This window comes from Enterobacter vonholyi (assembly GCF_008364555.1).
Classification (GTDB): Bacteria; Pseudomonadota; Gammaproteobacteria; order Enterobacterales; family Enterobacteriaceae; genus Enterobacter; species Enterobacter vonholyi.
On sequence record NZ_VTUC01000003.1, the window covers coordinates 252,750 to 273,589 of the forward strand.

A 20,840-nucleotide genomic window follows, 5' to 3' on the forward strand; every position below is an offset into this window, starting at 1 on the left:
CTCGGTTTCGACCGAGCCAACTGGAAGCATGCTAATGGCTACGATTCATGTAGACGGCAAAGAATACGAAGTCAACGGAGCGGACAACCTGCTGGAAGCTTGTCTGTCTCTTGGCCTCGATATTCCGTACTTTTGCTGGCATCCGGCGCTGGGCAGCGTCGGTGCTTGCCGCCAGTGTGCGGTGAAGCAATATCAAAACGCGGAAGACACGCGTGGTCGCCTGGTGATGTCCTGTATGACGCCAGCCACCGAAGGCACTTTTATTTCGATTGACGACGAAGAAGCCAAACAGTTCCGCGAGAGCGTGGTGGAGTGGTTGATGACCAACCACCCGCACGACTGTCCGGTCTGTGAAGAGGGCGGTAACTGCCACCTTCAGGATATGACCGTGATGACCGGTCACAGCTTCCGTCGCTATCGCTTTACCAAGCGTACTCACCGTAACCAGGATCTGGGGCCGTTCATCTCTCACGAAATGAACCGCTGCATCGCCTGCTACCGCTGCGTGCGTTACTACAAAGACTATGCAGACGGTCAGGATCTGGGCGTGTATGGCGCGCATGACAACGTCTACTTCGGTCGTCCGGAAGACGGTACGCTTGAAAGCGAATTCTCCGGTAACCTGGTAGAAATCTGCCCGACCGGCGTATTCACGGATAAAACCCACTCCGAGCGTTACAACCGTAAATGGGACATGCAGTTTGCGCCAAGCATCTGCCAGCAGTGTTCCCTCGGCTGCAACACCAGCCCGGGTGAGCGCTACGGCGAACTGCGTCGTATCGAAAACCGTTACAACGGTACCGTTAACCACTACTTCCTGTGCGACCGCGGTCGTTTCGGCTATGGCTATGTGAACCTGAAGGACCGTCCGCGTCAGCCGGTTCAGCGCCGTGGAGATGACTTCATTACCCTGAACGCTGAACAGGCGATGCAGGGCGCGGCAGATATTCTGCGTCAGTCGAAGAAAGTGATCGGTATCGGCTCTCCGCGCGCCAGCATCGAAAGCAACTTCGCCCTGCGCGAGCTGGTTGGGGCGGAAAACTTCTATACCGGTATCGCCCAGGGCGAGCAGGAACGTCTGCAGCTGGTACTGAAAGTGCTGCGTGAAGGCGGTGTCCATACCCCTGCGCTGCGCGAAATCGAATCCTATGATGCGGTCCTGGTGCTGGGTGAAGACCTGACGCAGACCGGCGCACGCGCGGCTCTGGCGGTTCGCCAGGCGGTGAAGGGTAAAGCACGTGAAATGGCAGCGGCGCAGAAAGTGGCTGACTGGCAGATTGCGGCAATCCTGAACATCGGCCAGCGCGCGAAGCATCCTCTGTTTGTGACCAACGTCGACAACACCCGTCTGGACGATATCGCCGCGTGGACCTACTGCGCACCGGTTGAAGATCAGGCGCGCCTCGGCTTTGCGATTGCCCACGCGCTGGACAACAGCTCACCGGCCGTTGAGCTGGATCGCGACCTGCAAAACAAGGTCGACGTGATTGTTCAGGCCCTGGCAGGTGCGAAGAAGCCGCTGATTATTTCCGGTACCAACGCCGGTAGCGCGGAGATCATTCAGGCGGCAGCCAACGTGGCCAAAGCTCTGAAAGGCCGTGGTGCGGACGTCGGCGTGACCATGATTGCCCGTGCGGTGAACAGCATTGGTCTGGGCATGATTGGCGGCGGCTCGCTGGAAGAAGCCTTAAGCGAACTGGAATCCGGTGCCGCTGACGCCGTGGTGGTGCTGGAAAACGACCTGCATCGTCATGCTTCTGCCGCTCGCGTAGACGCCGCGCTCTCCAAAGCCCCGCTGGTGATGGTCATTGACCATCAGCGCACCGCGATTATGGACAAAGCGCACCTGGTGCTCTCTGCGGCAAGCTTCGCAGAAAGCGACGGTACCGTTATCAACAACGAAGGCCGCGCACAGCGTTTCTTCCAGGTTTATGACCCGGCGTACTACGACAGCAACACCGTGATGCTGGAAAGCTGGCGCTGGCTGCACTCCCTGCACAGCACCGTGCAGAGCCGTGAAGTGGACTGGACGCAGCTCGACCACGTTATCGACGCGGTAGTCGAAAAACTGCCTCAGCTGGCAGGCATTAAAGATGCCGCGCCTGAAGCAAGCTTCCGCATTCGCGGCCAGAAACTGGCGCGTGAACCGCACCGTTACAGTGGCCGTACTGCGATGCGTGCCAACATTAGCGTGCACGAACCGCGCCAGCCGCAGGATAAAGACACCATGTTCGCTTTCTCTATGGAAGGGAACAACCAGCCGTCTGCGCCGCGTTCGCAAATCCCGTTCGCATGGGCACCGGGCTGGAACTCCCCGCAGGCATGGAACAAGTTCCAGGCTGAAGTGGGCGGCTCCCTGCGCCACGGCGATCCGGGCGTACGTCTGATTGAAGCCTCCGAAACCGGTCTGGACTTCTTCACCACCGTACCGGCGAGCTTCCAGGCGCAGGACGGTAGCTGGCGTATTGCCCCGTACTACCACCTGTTCGGTAGCGACGAGCTGTCCCAGCGTTCACCGGTCTTCCAGACCCGTATGCCGCAGCCGTACATCAAGCTTAACCCGGCTGATGCCGCGAAGCTTGGCGTTAACGCGGGTGCAAACATCGCCTTTAGCTATGACGGCCAGACCATCAGCCTGCCGCTGATTATTTCTGAAAGTCTGACAGCAGGGCAGGTGGGTCTGCCGATGGGTATGCCTGGCATCGCGCCGGTTCTGGCGGGTGCGCGTCTTGATAATCTGCAGGAGGCAAAAGCATGAGTTGGTTAACGCCGGATCTTATCGACATCCTGCTGAGCATTCTGAAAGCGATTGTAATCCTGCTGGTGGTGGTCACCTGCGGCGCGTTCATGAGCTTTGGTGAACGTCGTCTGCTCGGTTTGTTCCAGAACCGTTACGGACCGAACCGCGTGGGCTGGGGTGGTTCACTCCAGCTGGTCGCGGATATGATCAAGATGTTCTTTAAAGAGGACTGGATCCCGCGCTTCTCGGACCGCGTGATCTTTACTCTGGCACCGATGATCGCCTTCACCTCGCTGCTGCTGGCGTTTGCTATCGTTCCGGTCAGCCCGACCTGGGTGGTCGCTGACCTGAACATCGGCATTCTGTTCTTCCTGATGATGGCAGGCCTCGCGGTTTACGCGGTCCTGTTCGCAGGCTGGTCCAGTAACAACAAATACTCGCTGCTGGGGGCGATGCGTGCTTCCGCGCAGACCCTGAGTTACGAAGTGTTCCTGGGGCTTTCCCTGATGGGCGTGGTGGCGCAGGCCGGTTCATTCAACATGACCGACATCGTCAATAACCAGGCCGACATCTGGAACGTTATTCCGCAGTTCTTTGGGTTTATTACCTTTGCCATCGCGGGCGTGGCAGTGTGTCACCGTCACCCGTTTGACCAGCCAGAAGCTGAACAGGAACTGGCCGACGGTTACCACATCGAATATTCCGGTATGAAATTCGGTCTGTTCTTTGTGGGCGAGTACATCGGTATCGTCACCATTTCCGCGTTGATGGTAACGCTGTTCTTCGGTGGCTGGCATGGCCCGTTCTTACCGCCGTTCATCTGGTTCGCGCTGAAAACCGCGTTCTTCATGATGATGTTCATTTTGATTCGCGCAGCGTTACCGCGTCCGCGTTATGACCAGGTAATGTCCTTCGGCTGGAAAGTGTGCCTGCCGCTGACGCTCGTCAACTTGTTGGTAACGGCGGCTGTCATTCTCTGGCAGCAGCCATAAGGGGCTATAGACCATGACCTTAAAAGAATTACTGGTAGGCTTCGGTACCCAGGTACGCAGTATCTGGATGATCGGCCTGCACGCGTTTGCCAAACGCGAAACCCGGATGTACCCGGAAGAGCCGGTATATCTGCCGCCGCGCTACCGTGGCCGTATCGTGCTGACGCGCGACCCGGACGGTTCCGAGCGCTGCGTTGCCTGTAACCTGTGTGCGGTAGCGTGTCCGGTAGGCTGTATCTCTCTGCAGAAAGCCGAGACGGTAGACGGCCGCTGGTACCCTGAGTTCTTCCGCATCAACTTCTCGCGCTGCATCTTCTGCGGTCTGTGTGAAGAAGCGTGCCCAACCACGGCGATTCAGCTGACTCCAGACTTCGAGCTGGGTGAGTACAAGCGTCAGGACCTGGTGTACGAGAAAGAGGATCTGCTGATTTCCGGTCCGGGCAAATACCCGGAATATAACTTCTACCGGATGGCGGGTATGGCAATCGACGGCAAAGATAAGGGTGAAGCAGAGAACGAAGCTAAGCCTATCGACGTCAAGAGCCTGTTACCGTAAGGAGAGGGCAATGGAATTCGCTTTTTATATCTGTGGCCTTATCGCCATCCTGGCTACGCTGCGAGTGATTACGCACACCAATCCGGTGCATGCGCTGCTGTACTTAATCATCTCGCTGCTGGCCATTTCCGGGGTGTTCTTCGCACTGGGCGCGCACTTCGCCGGTGCGCTGGAAATCATCGTCTACGCCGGGGCCATCATGGTGCTCTTCGTGTTCGTGGTGATGATGCTGAACCTGGGCGGCTCTGAAATTGAGCAGGAACGTCAGTGGTTAAAACCGCAGGTGTGGATCGGCCCGGCAATTTTGTCGGCCATCATGCTGGTGGTGATCGTGTACGCCATTCTGGGTGTTAACGATCAGGGCATCGACGGCACGCCAATTGGCGCGAAAGAGGTAGGTATCACGCTCTTTGGCCCATACGTTCTGGCGGTTGAACTGGCCTCAATGCTGCTGCTGGCAGGTCTGGTTGTTGCTTTCCACGTTGGCCGCGAAGAGCGTGCTGGCGAGGTGCTGAGCAACCGCACTGACGACCGCGCGAAAAGAAAAACGGAGGAGCGCGCATGATCCCCTTAACACATGGACTGATCCTCGCTGCGATTTTATTCGTTCTGGGTCTGACCGGTCTGGTTATCCGCCGCAATCTGCTGTTTATGCTGATCGGGCTGGAAATCATGATTAACGCCTCCGCGCTGGCCTTCGTGGTCGCCGGAAGCTACTGGGGCCAGACCGATGGTCAGGTGATGTACATTCTCGCCATCAGCCTCGCGGCTGCCGAAGCGAGTATTGGCCTGGCGCTGTTGCTGCAGCTCCATCGTCGCCGCCAGAATCTGAACATCGATTCAGTAAGTGAGTTGCGTGGATGAACATGCTTGCCTTAACCATTATTTTTCCGCTGATTGGCTTCGTGCTGCTGGCGTTTTCTCGCGGCCGCTGGTCTGAGAATCTGTCTGCGACCGTCGGCATGGGCTCTGTTGGCCTGGCCGCGCTGGTGACAGCGTATGCGGGTATCGACTTCTTTAACAACGGGCGTCAGCCTTTCAGCGTACCGCTGTGGACCTGGATGTCGGTCGGTGATTTTAACATCGGCTTCAACCTGGTGCTGGACGGCCTCTCGCTGACCATGCTCTCCGTGGTCACCGGCGTCGGCTTTCTGATCCACATGTTCGCCTCCTGGTATATGCGCGGTGAAGAGGGTTACTCCCGCTTCTTCGCCTACACCAACCTGTTTATCGCCAGCATGGTGGTTCTGGTGCTGGCCGATAACCTGCTGCTGATGTATCTGGGCTGGGAAGGTGTAGGTCTGTGTTCTTACCTGCTGATCGGTTTCTACTATACCGATCCGAAGAATGGCGCAGCGGCCATGAAAGCGTTCGTCGTGACCCGCGTGGGTGACGTCTTCCTCGCTTTCGCGCTGTTCATTCTTTATAACGAACTGGGCACGCTGAACTTCCGCGAAATGGTGGAACTGGCGCCGGCGCACTTCGCGGCAGGCAACAACATGCTGTGGTGGGCAACTCTGATGCTGCTGGGTGGTGCCGTGGGTAAATCCGCGCAGCTGCCGTTGCAGACGTGGCTGGCCGACGCGATGGCGGGTCCAACCCCTGTCTCCGCGCTGATCCACGCTGCGACCATGGTAACTGCCGGTGTTTACCTGATTGCGCGTACCCATGGCCTGTTCCTGATGACCCCGGAAATTCTGCATCTGGTGGGTATCGTCGGTGCGGTCACGCTGGTGCTGGCAGGCTTTGCCGCGCTGGTGCAGACCGACATCAAGCGCGTTCTCGCGTATTCCACCATGAGCCAGATTGGTTACATGTTCCTGGCGCTGGGCGTTCAGGCGTGGGACGCGGCCATTTTCCACCTGATGACGCACGCGTTCTTTAAAGCGCTGCTGTTCCTCTCATCCGGTTCCGTGATTCTGGCCTGCCACCACGAGCAGAACATCTTCAAGATGGGCGGACTGCGTAAGTCCATTCCGCTGGTTTATGTCTGCTTCCTGGTGGGCGGCGCGGCGCTGGCGGCACTGCCGCTGATCACCGCGGGCTTCTTCAGTAAGGACGAAATCCTTGCGGGTGCCATGGCGAATGGTCATATCAATCTGATGGTTGCAGGTCTGGTCGGTGCGTTCATGACCTCCCTGTATACCTTCCGTATGATTTTCATCGTATTCCACGGTAAAGAACAAATTCACGCTCACGCAGGGAAGGGGATTACCCATCACCTGCCGCTGATTGTGCTGCTGGTACTGTCCACCTTCGTTGGCGCGATGATTGTGCCACCGCTGCAGGGCGTATTGCCAGACACCACCGAGCTTGAGCACGGTCGCGTTCTGACGCTTGAAATCACCTCCGGTGTGGTCGCTATCGCGGGCATCCTGATCGCTGCATGGCTGTGGCTGGGCAAACGTACGCTGGTCACTGCCGTGGCCAACAGTGCGCCGGGCCGCCTGCTGGGCACCTGGTGGTACAACGCGTGGGGCTTCGACTGGCTGTACGACATGATCTTCGTTAAGCCGTTCCTGGGCATCGCGTGGCTGCTGAAGCGCGACCCGCTGAACAGCCTGATGAACATCCCGGCGATCCTTTCCCGCTTTGCAGGTAAAGGCCTGCTGTACAGCGAGAACGGTTACCTGCGCTGGTATGTGGCGTCCATGAGCATCGGTGCGGTTGTCGTGCTGGCGCTGCTGATGGTGTTGCGTTGATCGTTAAGTGAATTTTATTCGAATTCGTTGAAAATCAGGCCCCTGCTGGGGGCCTTAAAAAGGAATGTAAATCGCCATGTTACTACCCTGGCTAATATTAATTCCCTTCATCGGCGGCTTCCTGTGCTGGCAGACTGAACGCTTTGGCGTGAAGATGCCGCGCTGGATCGCGCTGATCACCATGGGATTGACGCTCGCGCTTGGCCTGCAACTGTGGTTGCAGGGCGGTTACTCACTGACCCAGTCTGCGGGCATTCCGCAGTGGCAGTCTGAGTTCATCCTGCCGTGGATCCCACGTTTCGGCATTACGATCCACCTGGCGATTGACGGTCTGTCTCTCCTGATGGTGGTGCTGACCGGTCTGCTCGGCGTTCTGGCGGTACTCTGCTCCTGGCGAGAAATCGAAAAATACCAGGGCTTCTTCCACCTGAACCTGATGTGGATCCTGGGCGGCGTAATCGGCGTGTTCCTTGCCATCGACATGTTCCTGTTCTTCTTCTTCTGGGAGATGATGCTGGTGCCGATGTACTTCCTGATCGCGCTGTGGGGCCACAAGGCGTCCGACGGTAAAACGCGTATCACGGCGGCAACCAAGTTCTTCATCTATACCCAGGCGAGTGGTCTGGTGATGTTGATTGCCATTCTGGCGCTGGTGTTTGTTCACCACAACGCGACCGGCACCTGGACCTTTAACTACGAAGACCTGCTGAAGACCCCAATGTCGCACGGCGTTGAATATCTGCTGATGCTGGGCTTCTTCATCGCGTTCGCGGTGAAAATGCCGGTCGTTCCGCTGCACGGCTGGCTGCCAGACGCGCACTCTCAGGCACCAACGGCGGGTTCCGTTGACCTGGCGGGCATCTTGCTGAAAACGGCGGCCTACGGTCTGCTGCGTTTCGCTCTGCCGCTGTTCCCGAACGCCTCCGCAGAGTTCGCACCGATTGCCATGTGGCTGGGTGTGATCGGTATCTTCTACGGTGCCTGGATGGCCTTCACGCAGTACGACATCAAGCGACTGATTGCCTACACCTCCGTTTCCCACATGGGCTTCGTGCTGATCGCTATCTACACCGGCAGCCAGCTGGCGTACCAGGGCGCGGTGATCCAGATGATTGCGCACGGTCTGTCCGCAGCCGGTCTCTTCATTCTGTGCGGCCAGCTGTACGAACGTCTGCATACCCGCGACATGCGTATGATGGGCGGTCTGTGGAGCAAAATTAAGTGGTTGCCAGCGCTGTCCATGTTCTTCGCGGTGGCTACTTTGGGGATGCCGGGTACCGGTAACTTCGTCGGCGAATTTATGATTCTGTTCGGCAGCTTCAAAGTGGTACCGGTGATTACCGTGATCTCCACGTTTGGTCTGGTGTTCGCTTCCGTATACTCGCTGGCGATGCTGCACCGCGCTTACTTCGGTAAAGCGAAGAGCGAAATTGCTGCACAAGAACTGCCGGGGATGTCGCTGCGTGAGCTGTTCATCATCCTGCTGCTGGTCGTACTGCTGGTGCTGCTGGGCTTCTTCCCGCAGCCAATTCTGGATACCTCGCACAGCGCGATGGATAACATCCAGCAGTGGTTTGTTAATTCTGCTTCTACTACAAGGCCGTAATTCGCCATGACAATAACTCCACAACAACTGATCGCGCTGCTACCGCTGCTGATCGTCGGATTGACGGTGGTGGTTGTGATGCTCTCCATTGCGTGGCGACGCAATCACTTCCTGAATGCCACGCTGTCGGTCATCGGCCTGAACGCCGCGTTAGTCTCTCTCTGGTTTGTTGGTCAGGGTGGGGCGATGGACGTCACCCCGCTGATGCGCGTTGACGGTTACGCCATGCTGTATACCGGACTGGTGCTGCTGGCAAGCCTGGCAACCTGTACCTTTGCGTATCCGTGGCTCGAAGGCTACAACGACAATAAAGAAGAGTTTTACCTGCTGGTTCTGATTGCCGCGCTGGGCGGCATTCTGCTGGCGAATGCGAACCACCTGGCCGCGCTGTTCCTCGGCATTGAGCTGATATCTCTGCCGCTGTTCGGCCTGATTGGTTACGCCTTCCGTCAGAAGCGCTCCCTGGAAGCAAGCATCAAGTACACTATTCTGTCTGCTGCTGCATCCTCGTTCCTGCTGTTTGGTATTGCGCTGCTGTACGCACAGTCCGGTAATCTCTCCTTCATGGCGCTCGGCAAGAGCCTAGGCGACGGCATGCTGCATGAGCCGCTGCTGCTGGCGGGTCTGGGCATGATGATTGTTGGCCTCGGCTTCAAACTCTCTCTGGTGCCGTTCCACCTGTGGACGCCAGACGTATACCAGGGCGCTCCGGCTCCGGTGTCGACCTTCCTGGCGACGGCGAGCAAAATCGCTATCTTCGGTGTGGTCATGCGTCTGTTCCTGTACGCGCCGGTAGGTGACAGCGAAGCGGTTCGCGTGGTGCTGGGCATTATCGCGTTCGTCTCCATCATCTTCGGTAACCTGATGGCGCTGAGCCAGACCAACATCAAGCGTCTGCTGGGCTACTCGTCTATCTCTCATCTGGGCTACCTGATGGTGGCACTGATTGCGCTGCAGAGTGGCGAGATGTCGATGGAAACCGTGGGCGTGTATCTGGCCGGTTATCTGTTCAGCAGCCTCGGCGCCTTCGGCGTGGTGAGCCTGATGTCCAGCCCGTACCGTGGTCCGGATGCCGATTCACTGTTCTCCTACCGTGGCCTGTTCTGGCACCGTCCGATCCTGTCTGCGGTGATGACCGTGATGATGCTCTCTCTGGCAGGTATCCCGATGACGCTTGGCTTTATCGGTAAATTCTACGTGCTGGCCGTCGGTGTGCAGGCGCACCTGTGGTGGCTGACCGCGGGCGTGGTGATCGGTTCCGCGATTGGTCTCTACTACTACCTGCGCGTGGCCGTGAGCCTGTACCTGAGTGCGCCTCAGCAGCTCAACCGTGATGCCCCAACCAACTGGCAGTACAGCGCCGGTGGTATCGTAGTGCTTATCTCGGCGCTGCTGGTGCTGATCTTCGGTATCTATCCGCAGCCGCTGATTGATATCGTGCAGCGAGCGATGCCGCTGATGTAAAACAAAAAACCCGCCTCGGCGGGTTTTTTTATGGTTTGCCCAGCGGCGCTACGCTTGCAGGGCCTACGATTTTTGTAGGTCGGGTAAGCGAAGCGCCACCCGACTAAGCCAGCTGCTTCCTGCTTATAAGCGGCCCGTCAATCTTCTTCATCGAGCGGTCCAGCACTTCCTCAATCACCGACGACAGCTCGTTCAGCTCAAACTTCGCCACGTAACCGTCCGCCTTCACCTTACGAATATGATCTTCGTTGGCGTTACCGGAAAGGGAAGAGTGGATCACCACCGGAATGTCCTTTAATACCGGGTCGGTTTTGATTTTGCGCGTCAGCGTAAAGCCGTCCATCTCCGGCATTTCAAGATCGGTCAGCACAAGCGCGATCTTATCGGTGATGGGAACTCCCTCAGCCTGCGCCTGAGCGGCCAGTACGCCAATTTTCTCCCACGCATCTTTGCCGGTGATATGCAGCTGCGCGGGGATCTCCATCGCCTGCAGACCTTTCTCCAGCATCGAGCGCGCCACCTTGGAATCTTCCGCAACGATGGCGACAGCGCCCGGCTTAATATGGAATTTGGTGGTCTTCAGATTCGTGGCGTGCAGATCGTGATTGGCCGGAGTGATGTCGTACAGGATCTGCTCAACGTCCAGCACCATCGCCAGATCGTTGGTATCCGTTTTCTCATCCAGGCAGGCGATGCTGGTGATGTAGCGACCGCTGACGGCGGTTTCCGCCGCGTGCACCTGCTTCCAGTCCAGACGCATGATGTTCTCAACCGACTCCACGGCAAACGCCTGCACGCTGCGCGCGTATTCGGTGATCAGCAGGATATTCAGCCCGGTGGTGGGCTTACAGCCCGCCACGGCGGCCAGGTCGATCACCGGGATCACCTGATCGCGAATATTCACCATTCCCATCAGCGGTGATTTCATCCCGGCAGGTTTCGTGAACTCCGGCATCGGCACAATTTCACGCAGCTTAAAAACGTTAATGCCAAACAGCTCAGATTTATTTTCGTTAAGAGAAGTGCCAAGACGGAACAGCAACAGTTCAAAACGGTTCGACAGGGTCAGATTCGCCCTGTCATCAATATCTTTCTGGAAATTATCCATTCTACCCTCGAGAGAAATGCTGACCTTTTAATCGTTATCGGCATCCTGAGGGAAAAATGAAGGACTAAACGCTGACCTGAGCGAAATCTTCGGCCAGCTCACATTCCGGGAACAGCGCGCGGCACTCTGCCAGCAGCTTTTCACAGCCCCGCGCGTCGTAGCGCGAGCTGACATGGGTGACGATGAGTCTCCCGACGCCAGCGTCACGGGCAAGCTGCGCCGCCTGACGCGTAGAGCTATGGCCCCGGCCGTTGGCTTTTTCTTCCATCGCTGTTTCAAGCGTTGCTTCATGCACCATCACATCCACGCCCTGGGCAAGCTGAAGCGCTGCCGGGCACGGGGCCGTGTCGCCAAATATCGCCAGCTTTTTGCCGGGCTGCGGTGCGGCGAGATAATCCTGGCCGTTGATGACGCGCCCATCCTCCAGCGTGACGGTCTCACCGTGCTTCAGGCGCTGGAACAGCGGTCCGGGTTTTACGCCATCGGCCATCAGCGCGGCGGCGTCCAGCGCGCCGGGTTTGTCATGCGCGTCAATGCGGTATCCATAGCACTCGACAGGGTGACTGAGCGGCTGAGCGCTCACCTTATATTCGCCGTCATCGAAAACCAGGCCTTCGCTAATTTCAACGACCTCCAGCGGATAATCCGTCCATGACCCGCTAAGGCGCAGCGTGGTTTCAACAAATTCACGAATACCCGCAGGCCCGTAAATCGTCAGCGGGTTGGCGTTACCGGCCATCGAGCGGCTGCACAGCAGGCCGGGAAGGCCAAACAGGTGGTCGCCATGCAGATGGGTGATAAAAATTTTATCCAGCTTGCCGGGGTGATAAGCAGTGTGTAACAGCTGATGCTGCGTCCCTTCACCACAGTCAAATAGCCACAGCCCGCCGCGGGTGGGATGTTTAAGATCCAGAAGGATCGCCGTCACGTTCCGTGAGCGGGTTGGCACGCCAGCGGACGTACCCAGAAAAATCAGTTCCATAACGCAATCAGCCCTTTGCCGAACGGGGAGGGGTTTAGTATAACGTGATGAACCCCAGGAAGGAGACTGACATGATCCAGTGGCAAGATTTACACCATAGTGACCTCACCGTTCATTCACTTTACGCCCTGCTGAAACTGCGCTGCGAAGTGTTTGTGGTTGAACAGACCTGCCCGTATCAGGACATCGACGGCGACGATCTTGTCGGCGAGAACCGCCATATTCTTGGCTGGCGGGATAACGAGCTGGTGGCGTATGCGAGGATTCTGAAAAGCGAAGACGATTTTGAGCCTGTCGTCATTGGCCGCGTCATCATCAGCGGCAAAGCGCGCGGCGAAAAGCTGGGCTATCAGCTGATGGAAAAAACGCTGGAGGCGTGCCGGAAACAGTGGCCTGACAAGGCGTTATACCTGGGCGCGCAGGCACACCTGCAGTCCTTCTACGGCCACTTTGGTTTCGTGCCGGTCACCGATGTGTACGATGAAGATGGCATTCCCCACGTCGGCATGGCGCGAGAAGCGAAGCAGGCGTAATAGCGAGTCGTTGGCTATAGTTAGCGGACTGGTGTACTAACATGGAGAAAAATATGTCATTTCAATCCTGGGATACCCGTATCGACGACGACCTGGCTTTACTGAGCGAAACGCTGGAAGAGGTGTTACGTTCCTCGGGCGACCCTGCCGATCAGAAATATATTGAGCTAAAAGCCCGCGCCGAGCAGGCGCTACATGAAGTGAAAAACCGCGTCAGCCATGCGTCTGATACCTACTACTACCGGGCCAAAAAAGCAGTGTATCGTGCCGATGATTACGTGCATGAAAAACCATGGCAGGGTATTGGCGTGGGGGCTGCCGTAGGGCTGGTACTGGGGCTGCTGCTGGCCCGTCGCTAAACCGCTTAACCACTCCCTATACGTGGGTACTGCTATTTATCGTCAGTACCCCGTATAATACGAGGTTTTAACAGGGAGAGGTTCGCGTGAATTCGATTTTCCTCGCGCTGGAGCAATTGCGTACCCAGCTTTCGCAAGCGTTACCCGCAACACCCGGCTTACGTCATTTCGACGTCTCTTTCCCGTTAAACGACGCCTTCGACCCTCTCGCCTGGCTTGGGGCTCAGCAGTGCTATCCGCAGTTTTACTGGCAACAGCGTAACGGCGATGAAGAGCTGGCTGCGCTGGGGGCGGTTACCCAATTTTCCTCTCTGGCGTTAGCCACGCAGTTTTTGCGCGAGCAAAATGCGGCACAAGATACCCGTATCTGCGGCCTGAACGCTTTTAATCCGGAGCAGGGGAGCCTCTTTTTACCGCGGCTGCTCTGGCGACGTACCGCCGGCAACGCCACGCTGCGCCTGCAGTTGTGGAGCAATTATTCTCTTCAGGAAGATGCCCGCGCCGCGCTGGATTTTTTACAGCAGCTCCGTCCTGCAAGGCCTATCCGCCCGCTGTCCGTTCAGGTAGAGCACGAAACCCATCTGCCGCAGCAGGCCGAATGGCTGACGCTTATCCGCAGGGCGACAGAGACCATTGCGTGCGGTGAATTTGAAAAAGTGGTTCTCGCCCGGGCAACCGATATTCGTTTTACACAGCGCGTAAACCCCGTCGCGCTGATGGCAGCCAGCCGGGCCCTGAATTTACATTGCTACCATTTCTGCATGATTTTCGACGCCAGCAACGCGTTTCTCGGCTCGACCCCCGAGCGTCTGTGGCGGCGGCGAGGCAAGCTGCTGCGCACGGAAGCGCTGGCGGGCACCGTCGCCAGCCATAGCGATGATAGCCAGGCGCAGCGTCTCGGCGAGTGGCTGCTGAACGATGATAAAAACCAGCGTGAAAATATGCTGGTTGTGGAGGATATCTGTCAGCGTCTTCAGCACTCTACGCAGACGCTCGAGGTACTGCCCCCCCAGGTGGTACGCCTGCGTAAAGTGCAGCATTTGCGCCGCTGTATCTGGACCGAGCTTAAACAGGCTGATGACGAGCAGTGTCTGCTCATGTTGCAGCCGACCGCGGCCGTTGCCGGATTACCCCGACAGCCTGCGCGCGAGTTTATTCAGAAGGTTGAACCCTTTAACCGCGAATGGTACGCCGGTTCGGCCGGGTATTTATCCCCCGAGCAGAGTGAGTTCTGCGTGGCGCTGCGCTCCGCGCGCGTTCAGGAGGACTCCCTGCGGCTCTACGCCGGCGCCGGTATCGTCAGCGGGTCTGACCCGGAACAGGAGTGGCAGGAGATCGAAAACAAAGCGGCCGGATTGCGCTCTCTGCTCCTTAGGGATTAATACTGATTCGCGCAATCCCGATTCATATCAAAATTCCATTTTTTTCTATTATTTATACTGTGTCGCATTCTTGATACCGGACAATCTCATGTCAGTAAGTTCTTTTAACCGACGCTGGGCGGCGGTGATCCTTGAAGCCCTGACGCGCCATGGCGTCAGGCACGTGTGTATTGCACCGGGTTCTCGCTCAACGCCGCTGACGCTGGCGGCCGCCGAAAACCGGGCGTTAATTCACCACACCCACTTTGATGAGCGCGGCCTCGGCCATCTTGCGCTGGGTCTGGCGAAGGTCAGCAAAGAACCCGTGGCGGTGATTGTCACTTCCGGTACCGCCGTGGCGAACCTCTATCCGGCGCTGATTGAAGCCGGGTTAACCGGTGAAAAACTGATTCTGCTGACGGCCGATCGTCCCCCTGAGCTTATCGACTGCGGCGCCAATCAGGCCATTCGCCAGCCGGGACTCTTTTCTTCGCATCCTTCGCAGACGATTTCGCTGCCCCGTCCCACCCAGGATATTCCGGCGAGCTGGCTGGTCTCCACCGTCGATCACGCCATGGAGACGTTGCGTAGCGGATCGTTGCATATCAACTGCCCGTTTGCCGAGCCGCTGTACGGTGAGCTGGACGACACGGGTCTTGACTGGCAGCAGACCCTCGGCGACTGGTGGGAGAGTGAAAAACCGTGGCTGCGCGAGCAGACGCATCTTGAGAGCGCGAAGCAGCGCGACTGGTTCTTCTGGCGGCAGAAGCGCGGCGTGGTTATCGCCGGGCGCATGAGCGCCTCTGAAGGCAAGCTGGTTGCCGAATGGGCGCAAACCCTGGGCTGGCCGCTGATAGGCGACGTGCTTTCCCAGACCGGTCAGCCGCTGCCGTGCGCCGATCTCTGGCTGGGTAATGCCAAAGCGGTCACCGAACTGGCGCAGGCGCAGATTGTGGTCCAGCTTGGATCGAGCTTGACCGGCAAACGGTTACTGCAGTGGCAGGCGACCTGCACACCGGACGAGTACTGGCTGGTGGACGCGCTGGAAGGGCGGCTTGACCCGGCGCACCACCGCGGCCGTCGTCTGGTGAGCAGTATCGACGCCTGGCTGACGCTTCATCCGGCTGAGAAACGCAAGCCCTGGGCGGTGGCCATTCCGGACCTTTCGCGCCAGGCGTGGGAATTAACCAAAGCGCACTGTGAAGCGTTTAGCGAAGCCGGGCTGGCGCACCGTATTCGCCAGTACCTGCCCGAGCAGGGGCAGCTGTTTGTCGGCAACAGCCTGGTCGTGCGGCTGATTGATGCTTTTTCGAAGCTGCCCGCGGGCTACCCGGTGTACAGCAACCGTGGTGCCAGCGGCATCGACGGGCTGATCTCCACGGCGGCGGGCGTGCAGCGCGCCAGCGCGAAATCGACGCTGGCGATCGTGGGCGATCTCTCCGCTCTCTACGATCTCAACGCGCTGGCGCTGCTGCGTCAGGCGTCAGCCCCGTTTGTGCTGATTGTGGTCAACAACAACGGTGGGCAGATTTTCTCCCTGCTGCCTACGCCGCAGAGCGAGCGCGAGCGTTTCTATCTGATGCCGCAGAACGTGCAGTTCGAACACGCCGCGGCGATGTTTAGCCTGAAATACCATCGCCCGGAAAGTTGGGAACAGCTGGACGCGGCGTTAAACAGCGCATGGAAACAGCCGGGCGCGACGCTGATTGAGCTTGTGGTGAACGATGCTGACGGTGCGCAGGCCCTGCAAAGCCTGCTGGCGCAGGTGAGCCAGCTGTGATCCTCTCGGGTGTGCTGCAGGCCGGAAAACCAGGCTATCCCTGGCTGGTCTTTTTGCACGGTTTTTCGGGTGACTGTCGCGAGTGGCAGAGGGTCGGTGAAGGACTTAGCGATTATCCCAGGCTATATCTGGATCTGCCGGGGCACGGTGGATCCCGGAATCTGGGTGTGAAGGGGTTTGACGAGATGAGCGCGTTGCTCACCCGAACCCTGCTTAGTTACAACATACTTAAATTCTGGCTTGTCGGGTACTCCCTCGGCGGCCGCATTGCGATGTTCCATGCCTGCCAGCAGCCGAAGGGGCTGCATGGCGTGCTGGTGGAGGGAGGGCATCCGGGCCTGCAGGATGCCGATGCGCGAAATGCGCGGCTGGCATCCGACCGCCGCTGGGCAACGCGTTTTCGTACCGAACCGCTGGAGAAAGTATTCGCTGACTGGTACCAACAGCCCGTTTTCGCCTCCCTTACGGACACCCAGCGCGATGCGCTGATTACCCTGCGCAGCCAGAACAGCGGCGCGACGCTGGCGATGATGCTCGAGGCAACGTCGCTGGCCGTGCAGCCCGACCTGCGTGCTGCCCTGAGCGCGCGCGATTTCTCTTTTGATTATCTCTATGGCGAACGTGATGAGAAGTTTGCGGCCCTGGCCGCTGAGCTGAACGCCGTTCGCCATGCAATTCCCAACGCCGGACACAACGCCCACCGGGAAAATCCCGATGCGGTTACCGCAAGTCTGGCTCAGATACTGCGTCTTCGCATAAAGGACACTCTATGATCTACCCTGATGAAAACATGCTCTATGCACCGGTTGAATGGCAAGACTGCTCCGAAGGCTACACCGACATTCGTTACCACAAGTCCACCGACGGTATTGCTAAAATCACCATTAACCGTCCGCAGGTGCGTAATGCCTTCCGTCCGCTGACCGTGAAAGAGATGATTCAGGCCCTGGCGGATGCGCGCTACGACGATAACATCGGCGTGATTGTCCTGACCGGCGAAGGCGATAAAGCGTTCTGCTCCGGCGGCGATCAGAAAGTGCGCGGTGACTACGGCGGATACCAGGACGACGCGGGTACGCATCACCTGAACGTCCTCGATTTCCAGCGTCAGATCCGCACCTGTCCAAAACCGGTGGTGGCGATGGTGGCGGGCTACTCCATCGGCGGCGGCCACGTGCTGCACATGATGTGTGACCTGACTATTGCCGCCGAGAATGCCATCTTCGGCCAGACGGGCCCGAAAGTGGGATCCTTCGACGGCGGCTGGGGTGCCTCCTACATGGCGCGCATCGTCGGGCAGAAAAAGGCCCGCGAAATCTGGTTCCTGTGCCGCCAGTACAACGCGCAGGAAGCGCTGGATATGGGCCTGGTGAACACCGTGGTGCCGCTTGCCGATCTCGAAAAAGAGACCGTGCGCTGGTGCCGTGAAATGCTGCAAAACAGCCCGATGGCGCTGCGCTGCCTGAAAGCGGCACTTAACGCCGACTGTGACGGTCAGGCGGGTCTGCAGGAGCTGGCGGGCAACGCCACCATGCTGTTCTACATGACCGAAGAGGGTCAGGAAGGGCGCAACGCGTTTAACGAAAAACGCCAGCCGGACTTCAGCAAATACAAACGGAACCCGTAATGCGTCGCGCGCAGGTTTACCGCTGGCAGATACCGATGGACGCGGGCGTGGTGCTGCGTGAACGGCGGTTAAAAACCCGTGACGGCTTCTTCGTGCATCTGCAGCAGGACGAGCGGGAAGGCTGGGGCGAGATTTCACCGCTGCCGGGCTTTAGCCTCGAGTCGCTGGAAGACGCGCAGTCAGTATTGCTGACCTGGGCAGATGCGTGGCGTGAGGGCGCGGATCCGGCATTGCCGGATGTGCCTTCCGCGGCTTTTGGTATCAGCTGCGCGCTCGCGGAGCTGGACGGCAGCCTGCCGGAAGCGGGAAATTACCGCGCGGCACCGCTCTGCACGGGCGATCCGGACGAACTCTTCGCGCTGCTCTCCGCTATGCCGGGCGAGAAGGTCGCGAAAATCAAAGTTGGGCTCTATGAGGCGGTGCGCGACGGCATGGTCGCCAACCTGCTGCTGGAAGCGATCCCCGACCTTCATCTGCGTCTGGACGCCAACCGCGCCTGGACGCCGCTTAAGGCGCAGCAGTTTGCGAAGTACGTCAATCCGGCGTACCGCAGCCGCATTGCCTTCCTCGAAGAACCGTGCAAGACGCGGGAGGATTCGCGCGCGTTTGCCCGCGAAACGGGAATTGCCATCGCCTGGGATGAAAGCCTGCGCGAGGCCGATTTTGAATTTGTCGCCGAACCCGGCGTCAGCGCGGTGGTGATTAAACCGACGCTGACCGGCAGCCTGGCGAAAGTGCGCGAGCAGGTCGCGGCGGCGCACGCCTCAGGGCTGACGGCGGTCATCAGCTCGTCGATTGAGTCCAGCCTTGGGTTAACCCAGCTGGCGCGCATTGCCGCCTGGTTAACGCCTGACACGGTCCCTGGTCTCGACACGCTGAACCTGATGCAGGCTCAGCTTCTCCGCCCGTGGCCGGACAGCGCGCTGCCGTGCCTCGACGTTACGGCGCTGGAGCCGCTGCAATGAGTTTTACCGACTGGCCGTGGCGGCACTGGTGTGCGCAGTTTGCCGATAAACCGGCCCTGAGTCTGAACGACGAGGTGCTCAGCTGGCAACAGCTGTGCGCGCGCATTGACCGCCTTGCGGCGGGCTTTCACCGTCAGGGCGTGGAGGAGGGCGACGGCGTGCTGCTGCTGGCCCATAATCATCCGCACACCCTGCTGGCGTGGCTGGCGCTGCTCCAGTGCGGGGCGCGTATTCTTCCCGTGAATCCGCAGCTGCCGCGCCCGCTGCTGGACGTGCTGCTCCCGCAGATGACGTTGCGCTTTGCGCTGGTGCTGGACGGCAGCTACGACGCTCTTCCTGCCCTGTGCATGCGCGAGACCACCGATGCGTATAGCGCTGCGTGGCAACCGGCGCGGCTGGCGTCCATGACGCTGACCTCCGGCTCCACCGGGCTGCCGAAAGCGGCGGTCCATACCTGCGAGGCCCATCTTGCCAGCGCGCGCGGCGTTTTGTCGCTGATCCCCTACGGTGAAGACGACGACTGGCTGCTTTCGCTGCCGCTGTTTCACGTTTCCGGCCAGGGGATTTTATGGCGCTGGCTGCAGGCCGGCGCGCGGTTAACCGTGCGCGAGAAACAGCCGCTGGCGGAGGCGCTGTGCGGCTGCACCCACGCCTCGCTGGTGCCAACCCAGCTCTGGCGTCTGCTTAATGCACACCAGCATTTTGCACTGAAAGCGGTGCTGCTGGGTGGGGCGGCCATCCCTGTTGAATTGACCGAACAGGCGAGAGAGCAGGATATTCGCACCTTCTGCGGCTACGGCCTGACCGAGTTTGCCTCTACCGTCTGCGCGAAAGAGGCGGACGGCGAGCCGGACGTGGGCTATGCGCTGCCGGGCAGAGAGGTTCAGGTGGTTAACGGGGAAGTCTGGATCAGGGCGCAAAGCATGGCCTCTGGCTACTGGCGGGATGGCGAACTGATTCCGCTGACCAACGCGCAGGGATGGTTCGCCACACGCGATAGCGGCGAATGGCATAACGGACGTCTGACGATCCTGGGCCGCATGGACAACCTCTTTTTTAGCGGCGGAGAAGGGATCCAGCCGGAATCGCTGGAACGCGTTATCGCCACGCACCCGCAGGTTAACCAGGTATTTATTGTTCCGCTGGACGACGCCGAGTTTGGGCAGCGTCCGGTGGCGGTGGTGGAGTGTGAGCCGGGAACGGATATCACCTGTTTACCTGACTGGGTGAGGGATAAGGTGGCGCGTTTTGAGCAACCCGTCCGCTGGCTGCTGTTGCCGACCGAACTCAAAAATGGCGGTATTAAAGTCTCGCGCCGCGCGTTGCAGCAATGGGTGAACGCATCGCTGAAGGGATAATAGCCGTTTCAAATAGTTACAATCTAATGACCTGCCGCACGCAGAGTGCTTGATCCCCGGGAGACTCCGGTTAAAATCTCGCGGTTTTGGGACTTCTTTATAATAATTGTGCGGGATCACGACAATGAAAAAAGTGGCATTAGTGGGCTTAGGCCTGATGGTTGTATCTGCGGCGGCTAACGCCATCAGCATTAACGGATCGGCGGGTCAGGATTATACCCACCTTGGCTTTGGCATGGGTACCGAGACTTCGGGTCTGGCGATGACCGGCGGCTGGACGCATAACGATGATGACGGCGACGCGGCCAGCCTCGGCCTGGGTCTCAACGTTCCTCTTGGCCCGTTCCTGGCCACCGTCGGCGGTAAAGGTATCTATACCAACCCAAATGACGGTGACGAAGGGTACGCGGCGGCAGTGGGCGGCGGCCTGCAGTGGAAAATTGGCGACAGCTTCGGCCTGTTTGGTGAGTACTACTATTCGCCGGACTCCCTCTCAAGCGGTATCGAAAGCTATGAAGAGGCTAACGCCGGCGCGCGCTGGACCATCATGCGTCCGATTACCATCGAAGCGGGCTATCGCTATCTGAACCTGGCCGGTAAAGACGGCAACCGCGACAACGCGCTGGCCGACGGCCCGTACGTGGGCGTCAGCGCAGGCTTTTAATCACTCCGGCGCGGCAATCTGTCGCGCCAGTTTCTCTCTTATC

The 20,840-nt window shown here is 58.8% G+C and carries 19 protein-coding genes; 17 read left to right on the forward strand and 2 right to left on the reverse strand.

Going from position 1 to position 20,840, the window contains the following annotated elements; genetic code table 11:
* The first annotated feature begins 34 nt into the window (after nucleotides 1-34).
* The 8 genes from nuoG (at nucleotide 35) to nuoN (ending at nucleotide 10,060) form a co-directional block, all read left to right on the forward strand.
* Nucleotides 35-2,758 (forward strand): NADH-quinone oxidoreductase subunit NuoG, encoded by a 2,724-nt coding sequence (nuoG, locus tag F0319_RS05670; RefSeq protein ID WP_149366443.1) that lies wholly within the window; start codon nucleotides 35-37, stop codon nucleotides 2,756-2,758.
* Nucleotides 2,755-3,732, forward strand: coding sequence for an NADH-quinone oxidoreductase subunit NuoH (gene nuoH, locus F0319_RS05675; protein ID WP_008500211.1), 978 nt, complete (start codon nucleotides 2,755-2,757; stop codon nucleotides 3,730-3,732). The genes nuoG and nuoH overlap by 4 nt, the downstream gene beginning before the upstream one ends.
* Nucleotides 3,733-3,745: 13 nt before the next feature.
* Nucleotides 3,746-4,288 (forward strand): NADH-quinone oxidoreductase subunit NuoI, encoded by a 543-nt coding sequence (nuoI, locus tag F0319_RS05680; RefSeq protein ID WP_003861491.1) that lies wholly within the window; start codon nucleotides 3,746-3,748, stop codon nucleotides 4,286-4,288.
* Between the two features lie 10 nt (nucleotides 4,289-4,298).
* Nucleotides 4,299-4,853, forward strand: a complete 555-nt coding sequence (nuoJ, locus tag F0319_RS05685) for an NADH-quinone oxidoreductase subunit J (protein ID WP_008500212.1) — start codon at nucleotides 4,299-4,301, stop codon at nucleotides 4,851-4,853.
* On the forward strand, nucleotides 4,850-5,152 hold the full coding sequence (gene nuoK, locus F0319_RS05690) for an NADH-quinone oxidoreductase subunit NuoK (RefSeq protein ID WP_003861496.1): 303 nt from the start codon (nucleotides 4,850-4,852) through the stop codon (nucleotides 5,150-5,152). The genes nuoJ and nuoK overlap by 4 nt, the downstream gene beginning before the upstream one ends.
* Complete coding sequence (gene nuoL / locus F0319_RS05695) at nucleotides 5,149-6,990, forward strand: NADH-quinone oxidoreductase subunit L (RefSeq protein WP_023325763.1); 1,842 nt, start codon at nucleotides 5,149-5,151, stop codon at nucleotides 6,988-6,990. The genes nuoK and nuoL overlap by 4 nt, the downstream gene beginning before the upstream one ends.
* A gap of 76 nt (nucleotides 6,991-7,066) precedes the next feature.
* Nucleotides 7,067-8,596, forward strand: coding sequence for an NADH-quinone oxidoreductase subunit M (gene nuoM, locus F0319_RS05700; RefSeq protein WP_149366444.1), 1,530 nt, complete (start codon nucleotides 7,067-7,069; stop codon nucleotides 8,594-8,596).
* Nucleotides 8,597-8,602: 6 nt separating this feature from the next.
* A complete protein-coding gene (gene nuoN / locus F0319_RS05705) occupies nucleotides 8,603-10,060 on the forward strand; it encodes an NADH-quinone oxidoreductase subunit NuoN (protein ID WP_023312531.1) in 1,458 nt (485 codons plus the stop codon).
* A 103-nt stretch (nucleotides 10,061-10,163) separates the two neighbouring features.
* Here the strand turns inward: nuoN and F0319_RS05710 are convergent, their stop codons facing one another.
* Both F0319_RS05710 and rbn read right to left on the reverse strand, forming a co-directional pair.
* Nucleotides 10,164-11,168 carry a chemotaxis protein gene (locus F0319_RS05710; RefSeq protein ID WP_023312530.1) on the reverse strand — a complete coding sequence of 335 codons (1,005 nt, stop codon included), beginning with the start codon at nucleotides 11,166-11,168 and terminating at the stop codon, nucleotides 10,164-10,166.
* A gap of 64 nt (nucleotides 11,169-11,232) precedes the next feature.
* A complete protein-coding gene (gene rbn / locus F0319_RS05715; RefSeq protein WP_149366445.1) occupies nucleotides 11,233-12,150 on the reverse strand; it encodes a ribonuclease BN in 918 nt (305 codons plus the stop codon).
* A gap of 71 nt (nucleotides 12,151-12,221) precedes the next feature.
* Here rbn and F0319_RS05720 point away from each other — a divergent pair, with 71 nt between their 5' ends.
* From F0319_RS05720 to F0319_RS05760, 9 genes are all read left to right on the forward strand, one after another.
* Complete coding sequence (locus tag F0319_RS05720; RefSeq protein WP_111965276.1) at nucleotides 12,222-12,683, forward strand: GNAT family N-acetyltransferase; 462 nt, start codon at nucleotides 12,222-12,224, stop codon at nucleotides 12,681-12,683.
* A 53-nt stretch (nucleotides 12,684-12,736) separates the two neighbouring features.
* Complete coding sequence (elaB, locus tag F0319_RS05725) at nucleotides 12,737-13,042, forward strand: stress response protein ElaB (protein WP_008500219.1); 306 nt, start codon at nucleotides 12,737-12,739, stop codon at nucleotides 13,040-13,042.
* Between the two features lie 86 nt (nucleotides 13,043-13,128).
* Nucleotides 13,129-14,424, forward strand: coding sequence for an isochorismate synthase MenF (gene menF / locus F0319_RS05730; RefSeq protein ID WP_149366446.1), 1,296 nt, complete (start codon nucleotides 13,129-13,131; stop codon nucleotides 14,422-14,424).
* Between the two features lie 88 nt (nucleotides 14,425-14,512).
* Nucleotides 14,513-16,183 (forward strand): 2-succinyl-5-enolpyruvyl-6-hydroxy-3-cyclohexene-1-carboxylic-acid synthase, encoded by a 1,671-nt coding sequence (gene menD / locus F0319_RS05735; protein WP_111965278.1) that lies wholly within the window; start codon nucleotides 14,513-14,515, stop codon nucleotides 16,181-16,183.
* Entirely contained in the window at nucleotides 16,180-16,956 is a 777-nt protein-coding gene (gene menH / locus F0319_RS05740) for a 2-succinyl-6-hydroxy-2,4-cyclohexadiene-1-carboxylate synthase (RefSeq protein ID WP_149366447.1), read from the forward strand. Before menD ends, menH begins: the two co-directional genes overlap by 4 nt.
* On the forward strand, nucleotides 16,953-17,810 hold the full coding sequence (menB, locus tag F0319_RS05745; protein ID WP_045402731.1) for a 1,4-dihydroxy-2-naphthoyl-CoA synthase: 858 nt from the start codon (nucleotides 16,953-16,955) through the stop codon (nucleotides 17,808-17,810). Before menH ends, menB begins: the two co-directional genes overlap by 4 nt.
* The gene (menC, locus tag F0319_RS05750; RefSeq protein WP_149366448.1) at nucleotides 17,810-18,775 is read left to right on the forward strand and encodes an o-succinylbenzoate synthase; all 966 of its coding nucleotides are present in this window, start codon (nucleotides 17,810-17,812) and stop codon (nucleotides 18,773-18,775) included. The genes menB and menC overlap by 1 nt, the downstream gene beginning before the upstream one ends.
* Nucleotides 18,772-20,133, forward strand: a complete 1,362-nt coding sequence (gene menE, locus F0319_RS05755) for an o-succinylbenzoate--CoA ligase (RefSeq protein ID WP_149366449.1) — start codon at nucleotides 18,772-18,774, stop codon at nucleotides 20,131-20,133. The genes menC and menE overlap by 4 nt, the downstream gene beginning before the upstream one ends.
* A gap of 124 nt (nucleotides 20,134-20,257) precedes the next feature.
* Nucleotides 20,258-20,797, forward strand: a complete 540-nt coding sequence (locus F0319_RS05760) for a YfaZ family outer membrane protein (protein WP_111965282.1) — start codon at nucleotides 20,258-20,260, stop codon at nucleotides 20,795-20,797.
* Nucleotides 20,798-20,840 lie beyond the last annotated feature (43 nt).